Source organism: Reyranella soli (genome assembly GCF_007992495.1).
Taxonomy (GTDB): domain Bacteria; phylum Pseudomonadota; class Alphaproteobacteria; order Reyranellales; family Reyranellaceae; genus Reyranella; species Reyranella soli.
In genome coordinates this window covers 34,965-48,212 of the sequence record NZ_BKAJ01000032.1, presented here as the reverse complement: position 1 = coordinate 48,212, position 13,248 = coordinate 34,965, and the positions used below count along the sequence as shown (strand labels likewise).

Here is a 13,248-nt window from a genome sequence, read left to right as displayed (position 1 = left end):
ACGCGAAAAGCCGATTCCCTCCGGGCGAGGCATGGCCTAGGCTTGGCCACGCGGCTAGCTCTCGGGACCGCCGCGGACCAGGTCTATGGCGGCCATGGCAGGCTCGGCGCGTAGCGCCGTGCGGTCGCGGACTAGGGGCAGAACGTCTATGAGGATTCTCGCGGAAACGGCGGAACGCAGCATCGTGACGGTGCTGGCGGTAGACACCGTCAATTCCACCGGCCATATCGCCGGCAACGATCCTGACGATGCCCAGGAACTGCTCGATCGCATCTACGAACATCTCGACGGGACGATCAGGCGCGCCGGCGGCCTGATGGTGAACTATTCAGGCGACGGCGGCATCGCCGTGTTCGGATGGCCGACCTCGATGGAAGACCATGCCGATCGCGCCTGCGAGACGGCGTGGCTGATCCAGCATCCCGCCAGCGATGCCGGCCGCATTCGTGACATGCTCAATCGCCCGATTCGCTTCCGCGTCGGCATCCATTCCGGCCTGGTCGGCTTGCGACGCATGGACATGCAGATCGGCTCGCGGCTCGATCCGGTCGGCGGCACCGTTCACATCGCCGCGGGCTTGCAGAAGCTGGCGCCCCCTGACAGCATCTTCGTCAGCTCGAAGACCGTCGAGTTGTGCCGCTCGGCACTCGAGCTCACGCCGCTCGAAGACGTCAAGGTCCTGAAACAGATCAATGCGAGCGCTTACAGCCTGGGCGGGCCGCCGCGCGCGCCGGGCATAGGCGACAGTGGTTCGCGCAACTACCGTACGCCGTTGATCGGCCGCCAACGCGAGCGCGATTCGGTGCGCCAGGCGCTGGCCAGGCAGGATCGCGGCTGCCGCGCCATCGCCGTGATCGGCGAACCGGGCATCGGCAAGAGCAGGCTGGCGGCCGCGGCCATCCAGGACGCTCAGCAGAGCAGCAGGCTTGTCCTGATCTTCCGGGGCGATTCACGGCGCCGCACGACCCCGTACTCGGCCGTGCGCTCGCTCATCCTGACGGCCTCTTCGCTCAGCGAGGCCGCGACGGATGACGAGGTCATCGGCGGCCTGACGGCGGCCGGAATCCAACATCTCAAGGATGGGCCGCTGGGCACCGTGCTGCTGGCCAGGCCCAGCGGCGAGGATGCCTCGGCGGGTCAACCGACCCAGACCCAGATCGCCCGCGCGCTCGTCGAGGCCCTGACGAAACTGACATCGGGTACTTCGACGCTGATCGTGATCGAGGATCTGCATCTTCTCGACCTCGAAAGCATCTACTGCCTGCGGCTGATGGGCGAGAACGCTGTCTGCGAACCTTGTACGCTGCTGGTTACGGGACGACCGGAGTCGCTTGCAGAGGCTCGGGACATCGCCGCCACGGTCCTGCGGCTCGATCCCCTGCCGCGCGCCGAGATGCGCGAACTCGCCCACCAGCTGTGGCCGCCGGGCACGCCGCTGCCGTCCATCGTCGACAAGCTTCTCGACAGGGCGGACGGCGTGCCGTTCGTGCTCGAACAGATCGTGCTGTCGATCGAAGACGCCCCGAGCGAGAGCATCAACCTGGTGCCGCAAAGCGTCCAGTCGGTGATCCACGCCCGCCTCAACCGCCTTTCGCCGAGCGCAAAGGAGTGCGCGCAGGCATTGAGTGTTCTGGGCAACGAAGTCGAGGTCGAAGTTGCCCTGCAGGTATTGAACAAGGACAGCGAGACGCTGCTGCGTGACTGCGCCGAGCTCGAACGGCTCGATATCGTGCAGCCGTCGATCGGCACGTCGATCCGTTTTCGCCATGCCATCGTCGCGGAAGCCTGTTCAGAAACAGTGCCGGGGCCGCGGCGACGGGACCTGCACCGCGCCGCGATCGTCGCCGTCACCGCGACCTATTCCGATCTCGGCGGCCAGCTCGAGCGCCTCGCCTTCCACGCCGAGAGTGCACGCAACGACGAGCAGGCGCTCGAGTATCTGTGGCTGGCCGGGTTGCGCGCCAGGCGCAGTTCGGCAAACGGATCGCTCTTCCTCATCTTCCAGCGCGCGATGGAGTGTGTCGAAAGGATCGGCGAACCGGCGGAAAGGCGGTTCGTCGACTTCGTGCTGATGGCGTTCGCCCAACTCGTGTCGATCGGTGAATTCAGCAAGATGAACCCCTACCTGCCGCGCGCCCTGGAACTCGCCCAGCGCCAGAATCGCGTGGGCAAGGTTTGCGCCGCCTTGTGCCACATGGCTTTGCTCAGCTGGTTCAAGGGCAACTACGTCGATTGCCGTGAGCAGAGCGAAAGGGCGCTCGTGATCGCCAGCGAGCTCGACAATCTGCCTCTGCAATTCAGCGCCAAGTTCATGCTGGGCAGCGCCCTCTACGGCACGGGAAAGATCAATCGTGCGATCGACGTCCTGCGCGAGCTGCGCGATGTCTTCAGCGGTCCGCTCGAGACGACACGCCTGGGCGCTGTGTCAATTCCTGCATCGCTTATCCGCAGCTTCCTGGGCTGGCTCCTGATGGAGGTCGGCCTCTACGAGGAAGGGCTGGGTCATGCCGAGCAGGCGCTGGAGATTGCCACGCGGGAGGGCGAACCCTACTCCGAGCTGCTCGCCCGGATGGGGCTGGGCCGCAACCTGCTGAAGCTGCGGCGCGACCGTGACGCAGCGGATTGCCTGGAGGTCGCGGTCAACCTGATCGATCAATACGGCTACGATCCGGCATTGCCGCACGTCGTCGGCCTGCTGGCGAGCGCGCTGGCGCGGACGGGCGAACCGGCAAAAGCCGTGTGGGCCGTCGAGGCTTGGCTGGCGCGCGGCCTGCAGGACCGCACCGGCCGGCTCGAGCTTTACTACCTGAATGCCGGCTACGCCGAGGCGTTGGCCGGGCTGGGTTCCTCGTCGGATGCGCTGGCCGCGATCAATCGTGCGCTCGACATCGCGCGCAGCATCAGCAACCCGTGCCTGATCGTGCAGGGTCTCGGCGTGCGCGCGAGCCTGCTGACGGCCTTCGAGCCCAGCTCAGCGCAGATATCCGCCGACCTTGCCGAGCAGACGAGCCTCTGCCGGCAGTACGGCCTGGTCGCCGACGAGCAGCTCAGGGTTTCTTTGGCCAGTCCGGCAGAACACTGACGAACCGCGTCGACAGCCCGACGTTCACCTGTGCGATCTTCTTGAGCTCGCCGGCGGCGCCCGCGACCTTCTTCAGTCCCTTCAGCCGCCCTGCCGCCTTGAGGCACTCCGTGAGGAGATAGAGCGCAAGCTTGTCCCTGCCCCAGCAAAGGCGGCCGGGTGCCTGGGCGTCGCCGAACAGCAGGTAATCCCCGAGATTTCGCTTCGGTCCGGGAAGGATGGGATCGAGCGAGAACTGCTTGGGCTGGTCGAAGGCAACGGGATCGAAGCACGCGGCGGCGATGAGAGCTGCAATCCAGTCGCCTTTCTTGACCGTGTCCTTGCCGTACTGCTCATCCTGATTGGCGCGCCGCATCAGCAGCTTGACGGTGGGATTTAGCCGCCAGGTCTCGTAGAGCAGGCGCTCGATGCCTTCGTCGAACTTCGCCTGCGACGGCGTCACCTTCATGATCAGTTGGATGAGCGACGATAGATCGATGCCGGCAGTCAACGCCGTATGGACGACCGCACCCAGAGTCGGTGCAATGACGACCGCCGAGCTTGCGACTTCCAGCAGCAGCATGCGGACCAGGCCATAGTAGGCCTCGACCGACAGGGCATTTGGTTGGGTCGGGTTCGCGAACGTCGCCTCCAGAGATACGAACGCCGCCAGCAGGTTGGCCTGCGGCGGCAGTCGCTGCACCCTGGCCTTTACGATCAGCGTGTCGATATGCGTCAGGAACTCCCGGCCTGCCTGCACACCGAGCGCCTTCAGCTCCTCCTGCTGCAGGTAGTTGCCGACGATGTCGACGAACATCAGGATCGACCAGACCTGCCAGGTCGCCAAGCCGACGTCTTCGGGCTTGCCGCCTTTGATGGCGGCAAGCCATTCCGGATCGATCTGGGTCAGATGCTGGCGAGAGAAGCGCAAGGCGATCGCCATCTCGGTCAACCAGTCCGGACCGGGTGTGCCGAACAACTCGCTGATCACGTTGTAGGTCGTGACGGATCCCAGGTCATAGACGATGTCGATGGTCCGGTGGGACGCTGTTCGCCGCAGCGTCGCTTCGATGTTCCGCTTGGTCAGCCGCGCCAGGCGCACATAGACGGACTCCTGGGGAGTCGACAGCGCCGCCCAGCCTGCTTCCAGGATCTTGATCATGAGCGCACGCTTCGCGCCTGTGACAGCGTCCGGCTGCGTGCTGACGATCATGTCCTGGCCGGTGCTGATGGTCCGGGTGGCCTCCTGGTAATGAGCAACCGAGGTGATCATCTGGCCGGCCGCATCAGTCCGCATGCTGAGCGCCTGCTTGACGTGGGCAACGCGGGCCACGAACGCGACCGGCGCAGCCCCGGGATCACCGGCAGCCGCTGACGGCATCCCGACACGCACGACGTCTTTTGCTCCTGCGAAGATCTGGCCGGCATAGCCCTTGATCCGCCTCTCGTCGAGAAGCGCGGGAGCCATGGCGTCGCCCATGCTGTAGCCCTCGTAGGGCAAGTCCGCCGCGTCGACGGCGAATTTCTCGCCATTCGCGAGCTCGCGCATGGCCTTGACGCCAGGGGCGAAGAAATAGTCGCCGCCGCGCGTGATCACGAAAGGCGGCAGGCCCGTCACCGGCGACACGGCGCCGCTTTCGAGGAAGGAATCGGTCGGCCTGCCGAGATTGGCGCCGGTCAAAGGACAGCGATTGAGGCCGGCCTGGCCCAGGATCTCACCCTTGTTGATCCAGTCGCCCTGGATCACCTCGAACTGCAGGTCCAGGCGCGAGTTCGCGGCAATGAACAACAGGCCCCGCTTGCGACCATCGTCCGGCGAATCCATCGGCAGCAACGAACCGCCATAGGCCATGCCGCGGCGCAGGAGGCGATGGCGACGCACGTCGTTGGTACCGCCGATATCGCGCGGATTGGTCCGGCGGGTATGCGACCCGAGAGGGCAACGCCGTCCTTGCGGATCATCCGCGGCATAGCGGAAATCGTTGAGAAGCCCGTCCGGATCGCTTCCCAGATCCCGTGGTGCATCGGGCGCCACGGTCAGCGGCGTGCCGTTCGGCCAGCGTCCGACGAACTGCGCGGCGAGCTTGTCCTGGGCGGCATGGTCGTTGGGGCGTTGGCTCGCCAGATAGGCACGAAACGCCGCGACGTCCTGCTCGAGCTTGCGGAAGACCAGGAACGTACTGCCTTCCCGCAGCAGCTTGTGAATGGGCAGATGATGCTCGTTGCCGTCCTCGTCCCGCTCACTGAGGTAGATCTCGCCATGAGCAACCGGCGTCCAGGTTCGGTTGCGACTTGGCGTGCCACCACCCGGGAGCGGATCGCCGAGGTTCATGTCGACGAACGGCTGGCTAATGCCGTCGCGAAAACCGAAATGTTCCATGCGATACGGTGGGCGGACGACCCGTCCGTTCCTGTCGACATGATAGGGATCTTCGCCGAGCTCGACATGGAGGATCTCGATACCCAGCGGCAGGCACAACAGCGTCATGATGGTGCGCAGCGTCTCGCCCCACCCGTTGGTGCCGGTACCGTCGTTGAAGGCGCTTACATCGTCGCGCAGCCGTCGACGGGAATCCTCCGAGATCGGCTGGTCGTCGCCATCGACGAGATAGCCGCCGGTGAAGTAGCCGTGCACACAGTCGAGCCCGAGGACTCCCTCCCAATTCTCCGGCGCGCTCGGGCCGATGTCGCCAAGCCGATCGGCGCGCGCCGCCATGCCCTGCCTGAAGGCTTCGGGAAATGAAGCGAGCGTCGGCTCGCTCAATTGCAGCGCCTTCAGACCCGGGAAGGTGAAGGCGAAATTGATCGGAACCGGATCCCATTGCTTCTCGACCTGCTCACGGTCGCGCGCCAGCCCGGTTTCCACGGCCTCGCTGCGTAGCACGGCGGGCCGGACGACGCCGTCCTTCGGCCCAGCCTGTGCCGGCGCGAATTGTCGGAACAGCTCGTAGGCGAACGTCCCCAGGAGCCCGCCCGACAACGCCGTGCGGCCGGCGGCAGCGGCGGTGTTGCCGAACTTCGCCACGAAGGCATTAAAGTTGCTCGGGTTCGACAGCGTGACATACGCCGCCCGTGCAACGTCTGCCTTGATCGGCGCGGTGAAGCCTGCCGGCAGTCGAGTGAATGCGCCTTTCGAAAAGTCCTCGATCGCCTGGAAGAGGAACTCGTACGCTTGCTGGTCGGGGCCGGCTTGCGCCGGCATCTGGATACCCGCCTTCTCGCACTCCGTCCTGAAGGTCTTCCAGAAGTCGTCCGACTTGGCCTCGACGAGGATTTTCAGCCAATCCAGAAAGAGCTGAGCCGGCGCCTGCGGGTCGTCCAGCTTGGCCGGCGCGACGCCGGCCGCGGCCTCGGCATCGAGCGCCAGCGCAATCTGCTTCAGGTTCGCCGTCAGACGGGCCGTTGACAGGATCCGGAAGAAGAAGAACAGCGACCAGTTGCGCGTCGTGCCGTCGACGAAGCGTGACGCCCGGCCGAGATGGGCCTGCACGGAGGTTGCAAGTCCCGAAGATACCGGCGGCAGCCGGTCTGCCTCACCATCGTATGCCATCACGGTCCCCGTTCAGCTCTTCGATTTGTAGACGCCGCCAGGCGACGGAAAATCGCCGGCGTATTGCTGCGTCCGTGCCAGGAATTGGTCGAACAGCTCGTCCATGGGTATCCCGGGCGATCCGTTCGCCGGCCGGACCTCGGCGACGAACTCGTCGAAGCGACGCTTGAAGTCCTGGAGCTGCTTGATGCGCACCAGCGTGAGGTCGCCATAACGCGAGTAGAAGAGATTTGTGTCGATCTGATATCGCTTGATCCAGGACCAGAACGCTTCGAAGTTCCGCGTCGTGCCGTAGTCCTCGCAATTGCGGAACAGAGAATCGAAGTCGTCGGCGATGAACTGGGCGATATCGCGGAAATAGACGCGGATGTCGCCGTCGAACTCGACGAGCGTCAGAAGCCACGAGCGAAACGTCGGCGGTGTTGCGGCAGGTGCGTCAAGCGGGACGTAATCGTCGAACGGCTTCGGGACCTTGCCCCTGGCGGTTTGGTCGTACTGCACGCCCGGCACGTCGGAATAGACCAGATACTGCTCGGGTCGGAGGATGATCATCCTGCCGAAGTGAATGGTGCGGATTCTGTCGAGCTCGATCGGGATCCCCTGCTGAACCCGGGCCGTGAGATTGTCGATCGAGAACCGAAGGCGCTCTTCGTAGGTCCGGCGCTCGCCGGGAATACGGCCGAGCTTGATCGGAGCCAGGACGGCGATCTCCGAGACCTGACCAGCCGTCTTGGACTTCACCCAGTTGAGTGGCGTGGAAGGAGGCATGCTTCGACCTAACCTGCTGTTGGCGTCATCAAACCGTCAAAGGACGAGGGGATGCTCCAAACTGCAGTGGTCATGATGGTGCGCGCCGCCCGCAAGGCGACCCGACGCCTGCCCAGCCAACGCCGACGCCTCGCGTCGGCAGTTCTGCTCCACCGCCGCATTCCCGCTCCCCAGCGGCACGGCGCGCCACGGTTGAAGACCGGACGCAGCCGCGACTACCTATACGGTAGTCGCAACTCTAACGGCGCTCCAGAACTCATCTGTGCGAAAAGTCACAGAGCGAGCGTTAATCGATCGATCGACGGTGCAAAGCCGGGGTGTTCGTAAAATCTGCGCGCATTTCGATTGAAGGCGTGCACGGCCACGCCGACATGGCTCGCCCCCTGCCCCCGCGAATCCTATCCAGCTCGGCGACCAGCACCGTCGAGCCGACGCCGGTGAGCCACTCCTCGATCTGTCTGCGGGTGCGCGCCGGCCCGTCGAAGCGGCGAAAGACGTCCGGCCGCGCCAGCCGTTGGAATTCGTCCAGCTCGTCGAACAGCGCGACCAGGGCGTCGTAGTCGTCCATGGTCGCTTGGCGGATGCGAACCGGGCCGCAGCTCACGCCGCCAGCACCAGCCGATCGGCGGCCGCCGCAAAACCGAAACTTTCGTAGAAGCGTCTCGCATCCCCCTCGCCGACGACGGCCTCGACCTGCGCGGCGCGGCGTTGGCGTGCCCATTCCACAACGGCCGCCAACAGGCGCCGTCCGATCCGCTGGCCACGCTGGTCCGGATGAACCACAAGGTTGTCGACTTCGACGACCTTGTGCATGCCGCCGCCCGGCTTGGGCATGATGCGCGTCAGCAGCACGGCGACGCCCAGCACACCGATCTCGCTCTGCGCCACCAGGAGCGTCGTGCCCGGCGTCTCGAGCCACGTCAGCACCTGTTCGCGCGCATGGGCAGGCTCGTCGAGCAATGCGACAAGCGCCTCGCAGTCACGCGGACCCGCCAGGCGCACGCGTATCGACGGCGGCAACGCCGTTCTATGCTCAGCTTCAATGATCGACATCTCGTCCTCCGTTTGCGGTCCCGCCGCGGCCCGGAGGCCCTTTCCAGAAACACAGAAGCCGCCGGGAAGCGGCGGCTTTGTCAGGTCACAACCCTTCGCGCCGCCTATTTCAGCAGCGTAAAGTACCAACCCTTCTGGAGCAGGTTCGTGGTCATGGTTATTGTATAAGCCCGCGACGGTGGCGCTGTCAACGCGCCCTCCAGTATCGTCTCGTCCATGAATGCTTCCCTCTCGACGGCCGCACCCTGGTGGCGGCGCAACACCGGCAAAAGGCTGCTCATCCGCGGTGGCCGACCGCTCACCGGCAGCTATCCGATCAGCGGCGCCAAGAATGCCGTGCTGCCGCTGATGGTGTCGGCACTGCTGACGCCGCATCTCGTGACCCTGAGAAACGTGCCCGCCAATCTCGATGTCGCCGTGCTGGCCGCGCTGCTGCAGCGCCTGGGCTGCGACATGCATTGGTCAACAAGCGTGTCTGGCCTCGCCGTGACGATCGCCGCCGATCGCGTGCAGCCGCAGCAGATCGATCCCGAGCTGGTCACACGCATGCGCGCTTCGGTGCTGCTGCTCGGTGCGTTGCTCGCCCGCTGCGGCGAGGCGGCGCTGCCCATGCCGGGCGGCGACGCCATCGGCTTGCGCGGCATCGACTTCCATGTCGCGGGCCTGCGCGCCATGGGAGCTTCCATCGAGCTCGCCGATGGCACGATCCGTGCGACCGCACGCAACGGCCTCCGCGGCGCCGATATCCTGCTGCCCCAGCCGTCGGTCGGCGCCACCGAGAACCTTCTGCTGGCGGCTGTTGCAGCTGCGGGCACGACGACCATCCGCAATGCCGCCCGTGAACCGGAGATCGCCGACCTCGCCGCCTGCCTGATCGCGATGGGCGCCAGGATCGCGGGCCTTGGCACGCACGTCCTGACGGTCGAGGGCGGCGCACTGCTGGGCGGCGCCGTGCACGCCGTCCTGCCCGACCGTATCGAGTTCGGCACCCTCGCCTGTGCCGCGGCGCTGACCGACGGCGAACTGTCGCTACCGAACGGGCGCATTGGGCTGCTCGGCACGGCGGCATCCTCTTTCGAGGCTGCCGGCGTCGCGCTGCAGAAAACGGAAGAAGGCGTCATCGCCCGCCGCGCCGCGACGGGCCTTCGGGGCATCGACGTCACCACTCAGCCCTATCCCGGCTTCGCCACCGATCTGCAGGCGCCCGCGATGGCATTGCTCACCATGGCAACAGGCGCCAGCGCCATCACCGAGACGATCTTCGAGCAGCGCTTTCGCCACGTCGACGAGCTGCGCAAGATGGGCGCCGACATCGTCGTCCGTGGCCGCACGGCGCGGGTCCGCGGCGTCGAGCGCCTGCGCGGCGCCTCCGTCACCTGCACCGACGTACGGGCCGCGGCGGCGCTGGTGCTCGCCGCGCTTGGCTCGGCAGGGCAAACCACGTTGCACGGCCTCGACCATCTGGATCGCGGCTACGACGGCATGGCGGCGAAGCTCGCCCTGTGCGGCGCCGACGCCTCGCGTCAGTAAATGCCCGGCACGAGGCGCCAGGTTCGCGCGCAGTAGTCGTCGTACTGGCCGCCGAACTGCGAACGCAGCAACGCCTCCTCCGAGCGGATGCGCGCCACCAGCGGCGGGATCATGAGCACGACGAGCAGCACGCCCGCGAGCGAGCGGAACGCCAGCGCCCAGCCCAGCGACAGCACGAGCATTCCGAGATAACTCGGATTGCGGATGCCGCGATAGATGCCGTCCGTCACCAGCGTGTGGCCCGGCTGGATCGCGACCAGTCCGCTGAAGCGGCGCCCGAGCACGAAGACGGGCCACAATCGCAAGGCACCGCCGCTTGCATAGAGGATGACGCCGATCCAGCGGACGGTGTCGCCGTCGGTCGTCCAGAACTCCTTGCGCTCGGTGTAGGCCGGCAGCCAGGCCGAGAGGAGGCCGATCACGCCCAATGCAGCGATGACCCAGCGGTTGGAACGATCCTCACGTTCACCGACACTGAGGTTAGCGGAGCTGAACAAGGCGGCACCAGTCATCGCGACGGTTACGACGACAAGCGCGGTGCGCGCCGGATTGGCAAAGAACGCATCAATCCCGCCCCAGCCCGCAATGGCGAGGCCGAGATAGACGAGAATCATTGCTGCTGAAGCGAATGCCAGCGTGGGCTTGGACATGCCATCCATTTGGTCATGACGTGCGTGAAATCAAAGCACCGCCATGCTTTAGTCTGTTGTCGGACGGAGGTTGCAGTGATGCCTCGACTTTTGACCGTGCTTCTTGCGTTCATTCTCGCGCTACCCGCGACAGCACAGGAAAAGCCGCAGCCGTGGCCCACCAAGGAATGGGCGACCTCCTCCCCTGAGGAGCAGGGCATGAGCTCCGACCGCCTCGCTCGCCTGGTCGAATTCGGCGGCTCCAACAACATGGACAGCCTGTTGGTGACGCGTCATGGCCGGATCGTGCTCGACGCCACCTATGCGCCGTTCCGCGCCGGCTTGAAGCATCGCATCAACTCGTCCACCAAGGCTGTCATCAGCACCTTGGTCGCCATGGCGATCAGGGACGGCAAGCTCGACAGCACGGACCGCAGGGTCCTGGAATTCTTCGCCGATCGCACCATCGCCAATCTCGATGAGCGCAAGAAGGCAATCACGATCCGCCACCTGCTCGACATGACATCCGGCCTCGAATGGTCGGAGGGCCTCGACGGCTTCAGGTCCTTCATCGCCATGGAGCGCAGCTCCGACTGGCAGCAGTTCATCCTGGATCAACCGATGTCGACGGCCCCGGGCACGGTCTTCTATTACGACAGCGGCAACAGCCACTGTTGTCGGCCATCCTGACCAGGGTCACGGGCAAGAGCGCGCTCGACTATGCGCGCGAGACGCTGTTCGGCCCCCTCGGCATCGAAGACGTGATGTGGCGCGCCGACCCGCAAGGGGTCTCGGGCGGCGGCGCCGGCCTCTACATGCATCCGCGCGACATGGCGAAGATCGGCTATCTCTACCTGCGCGGCGGCGTATGGGAAGGCAAGCAGATCCTGCCGGCGTCGTGGATCGAGGCCGTGCGCAAGGCGGACATCGACATGCGCGAGTCCTGGACGAAGGATCTGCGCTACGGCAGCCAGTTCTGGGTGATACCGGGCCGCGACGCCTACATGGCCGTCGGTTATGACCGGCAGCTCATTGTCGTCATGCCCAAGCTCGACATCGTGGCGGTGACCACCGGCTCGGCCCGGTTCTCGCCTCAGAGTGGCCTGCCGGGCAGACCGCGCTACGGCCTTACGGCACTGGTCGACCAACTTGCCGGCGCCGTGACTGCGGACGCGCCGGTGCGAGTCGATCCCGCGGCAACGGCCGCGCTTGCCCAGAAGGTCAAGGACGCAGCCATCGAGTGGCCAGGGCCGGTAGGCGAACAGCCGGTCATGGCGAAGACGATCTCCGGCAAGACTTGGCGGTTCGCTGCCAACGAACTGCGGATCAAGTGGCTCAAACTCAAGCTCGATGGCGCCGAGCCGTCCTTCGAATACGAATCCGAAGGTGGCCCGGCGACGCCGGCGGCGCGCTTCGGCGGGCCGATTGGATTCGACGGGTACTATCGCATAGGTGGACGCCAGCGCTACGGGCTGAGCGCCGCACGCGCCCGGTGGCTGCCAGACGGCAAGACACTCGTCCTCGAAACCCAGACCCACGGCAGCGACGATGCTGCGCGAGTCTCGCTCGAATTCGACGACAAGACCGTCGACGTGAAGTTCGAGGCAGCCTTCGGCTACAAGGCGACGCTGACCGGCCGGACCGACGATTGAGGCGGGCCTACTCGGCCGCCACCGCTATCGCCTGCTTGAGCCCCGGCATGGTGAAGCCGAGCTTGTCGAGCTTGGCGATCATGTCCTTGCCGGCCTTCTCGTCGGTCTCGATCAGCGGCGGGCGCACCGGCGTCCAAGCGGCGTCGTCGCCGTAGTGGGCGACGCAGTACTTCAACGCCGGGATCATGACGTAGCCCTGCATGACGCCGCGCACCTCGTTGATCCAGCCCTGCAGCTTCTCGCCCTCGGGCGTGGCGTACTTCTTGTAGGTCTCGGCGATCTTGCCCGGGTTGATGTTGGCGGTGGCGCTGATGCAGCCCGCGCCGCCCGACTTGATGTTGTCGATCAGCGGCTTCTCGTTGCCCGAGAAGACGTCGAAGCCGTCCTTGGCGAAGGCGTCGATCATGCTCTTGGTGTGCGCCCAGTCGTCGGCGCTGTCCTTCATGCCCGCGATCTGCTTGGGGTACGCCTTCATCAGCCGCTCGACCAGCTTGTGGGTGATCGGCACCGCCGAGACCGGCGGGATGTGGTAGAGGTAGACACGCAGGCGATCGTCGCCGACGCGCTGCACGACCTCCGAGAAGAAACGGAACAGCCCCTCTTCCGGCACGCCCTTGTAGTAGAACGGCGGCAGCATCAGCACGCCGCCGACGCCGAGCTTGGTGGCATGCGCGCTGACCTCGGCCGCCTCGTTGATCGAGCAAGCGCCGGTGCCCGGCATCATGCGGTCGGTCGGCACGCCTGCCGAGACGATCGCCTCGAGGAGCCCCATGCGCTCCTTGGCCGACATGGAGTTGGCCTCCGAGTTGGTGCCGAACACCGCGAGCCCGCAATCCTGGCTCAGCAGCCACTTGCAATGCGCAATGAAGCGGCCGACGTCGGGCGACAGGTCGCGCTTGAAGGGGGTGACGACGGGCGAAAGAACGCCTTTGATCCGCGCTGCGGCCATGATTTGATTTCTCCGAGGAGTGGCGCGCCCTTATTGCAACGAAGCGCCGGAGACGT

The 13,248-nt window shown here is 65.6% G+C and carries 10 protein-coding genes; 4 read left to right on the top strand and 6 right to left on the bottom strand.

Annotated features, from left to right (window positions below):
- The first annotated feature begins 148 nt into the window (after nucleotides 1–148).
- Entirely contained in the window at nucleotides 149–3,082 is a 2,934-nt protein-coding gene (locus RSO01_RS09655) for an ATP-binding protein (RefSeq protein ID WP_170302962.1), read from the top strand.
- On the opposite strand, the gene RSO01_RS09650 is transcribed toward RSO01_RS09655, so the two are convergent.
- From RSO01_RS09650 to RSO01_RS47180, 4 genes are all read right to left on the bottom strand, one after another.
- Nucleotides 3,048–6,611, bottom strand: a complete 3,564-nt coding sequence (locus RSO01_RS09650; protein WP_147148619.1) for a hypothetical protein — start codon at nucleotides 6,609–6,611, stop codon at nucleotides 3,048–3,050. The genes RSO01_RS09655 and RSO01_RS09650 overlap by 35 nt on opposite strands.
- Before the next feature lie 12 nt (nucleotides 6,612–6,623).
- The gene (locus tag RSO01_RS09645; protein WP_147148617.1) at nucleotides 6,624–7,379 is read right to left on the bottom strand and encodes a hypothetical protein; all 756 of its coding nucleotides are present in this window, start codon (nucleotides 7,377–7,379) and stop codon (nucleotides 6,624–6,626) included.
- Between the two features lie 286 nt (nucleotides 7,380–7,665).
- Nucleotides 7,666–7,947, bottom strand: coding sequence for a hypothetical protein (locus tag RSO01_RS09640; RefSeq protein WP_147148615.1), 282 nt, complete (start codon nucleotides 7,945–7,947; stop codon nucleotides 7,666–7,668).
- 32 nt (nucleotides 7,948–7,979) lie between these two features.
- Complete coding sequence (locus tag RSO01_RS47180; protein WP_170302961.1) at nucleotides 7,980–8,432, bottom strand: GNAT family N-acetyltransferase; 453 nt, start codon at nucleotides 8,430–8,432, stop codon at nucleotides 7,980–7,982.
- 216 nt (nucleotides 8,433–8,648) lie between these two features.
- Here RSO01_RS47180 and murA point away from each other — a divergent pair, with 216 nt between their 5' ends.
- A complete protein-coding gene (gene murA / locus RSO01_RS09630; RefSeq protein WP_147148611.1) occupies nucleotides 8,649–9,962 on the top strand; it encodes a UDP-N-acetylglucosamine 1-carboxyvinyltransferase in 1,314 nt (437 codons plus the stop codon).
- On the opposite strand, the gene RSO01_RS09625 is transcribed toward murA, so the two are convergent.
- Nucleotides 9,956–10,612: a methyltransferase family protein gene (locus RSO01_RS09625; protein ID WP_147148609.1), complete on the bottom strand. Its 657-nt coding sequence runs from the start codon at nucleotides 10,610–10,612 to the stop codon at nucleotides 9,956–9,958. The two genes, murA and RSO01_RS09625, sit on opposite strands and share 7 nt — an antisense overlap.
- A gap of 198 nt (nucleotides 10,613–10,810) precedes the next feature.
- Between RSO01_RS09625 and RSO01_RS49430 the strand changes: the two genes are divergently transcribed.
- Both RSO01_RS49430 and RSO01_RS09615 read left to right on the top strand, forming a co-directional pair.
- On the top strand, nucleotides 10,811–11,281 hold the full coding sequence (locus tag RSO01_RS49430; RefSeq protein ID WP_170302960.1) for a serine hydrolase domain-containing protein: 471 nt from the start codon (nucleotides 10,811–10,813) through the stop codon (nucleotides 11,279–11,281).
- Complete coding sequence (locus tag RSO01_RS09615; protein WP_170302959.1) at nucleotides 11,266–12,243, top strand: serine hydrolase domain-containing protein; 978 nt, start codon at nucleotides 11,266–11,268, stop codon at nucleotides 12,241–12,243. The genes RSO01_RS49430 and RSO01_RS09615 overlap by 16 nt, the downstream gene beginning before the upstream one ends.
- Before the next feature lie 7 nt (nucleotides 12,244–12,250).
- Here RSO01_RS09615 and RSO01_RS09610 read toward each other — a convergent pair whose 3' ends face one another.
- Nucleotides 12,251–13,192, bottom strand: coding sequence for a dihydrodipicolinate synthase family protein (locus tag RSO01_RS09610; RefSeq protein ID WP_147148603.1), 942 nt, complete (start codon nucleotides 13,190–13,192; stop codon nucleotides 12,251–12,253).
- Between the last annotated feature and the right edge of the window lie 56 nt (nucleotides 13,193–13,248).